We start from the raw sequence: 584 nt of genomic DNA on the forward strand, positions 1-584 counted from the left end.
GTCCACTACAAGCCACGAGCCACTAGTTATACCGGATTCAAAAAGATAGTCATCCAAACCAAAGATCTTCAGAGGCTATCTTTTTGAATCCCAGGGCACACCCCTCCCTGACGGTCGGCGAAGAAAGCGTCTCCCTTCCAAGGGGCGGTACCGCCCTCCGCTACGCGGATAACTTCGGTCGGCCGCCCCGCCAAGGCGGGGCGGCGTCACCGTTCGGTGACGAACTAACCGAATCGGGTATTATTAGCCTTTCCTCTCACGCCGGGCGGCCTTGGGGGCGGTTGGGAACTACCAGCACGGGGATGGGGGAGTGGAGGGCGACTCTTTGGGCTACGGAGCCCAGGAGGAGGCGGCCGAGCCAGCCGCGGCCGTGGGTGCCCATGACGATCCAGTCGTGGTCCTGGGCGGCTTCGACGATGGCGTCGGCCACGTCGTCGCGGCGGAGGAGTTGGGTGTGGGCCTCGACGCCTTCGGCGCGGGCCTGCTTCACGAGGGCCTCGAGGCCGTGGTCGTAGCTCTGGCGCAGGACCTCGGCCTGTTCGGGGGGGATGTCGCGCGGGACGAAGGCGGGGGGCATGGGGATG

1 protein-coding gene is annotated in these 584 nt (G+C 65.6%); it reads right to left on the reverse strand.

What is annotated here, in order from left to right; genetic code table 11:
• Positions 1-256: 256 nt before the first annotated feature.
• A partial coding sequence (locus tag Mterra_RS21645; RefSeq protein WP_147373083.1) for a universal stress protein occupies positions 257-584 on the reverse strand: 328 nt, incomplete at its 5' end.

The sequence above is a fragment of the Calidithermus terrae genome, from assembly GCF_003574345.1.
GTDB lineage: Bacteria > Deinococcota > Deinococci > Deinococcales > Thermaceae > Calidithermus > Calidithermus chliarophilus.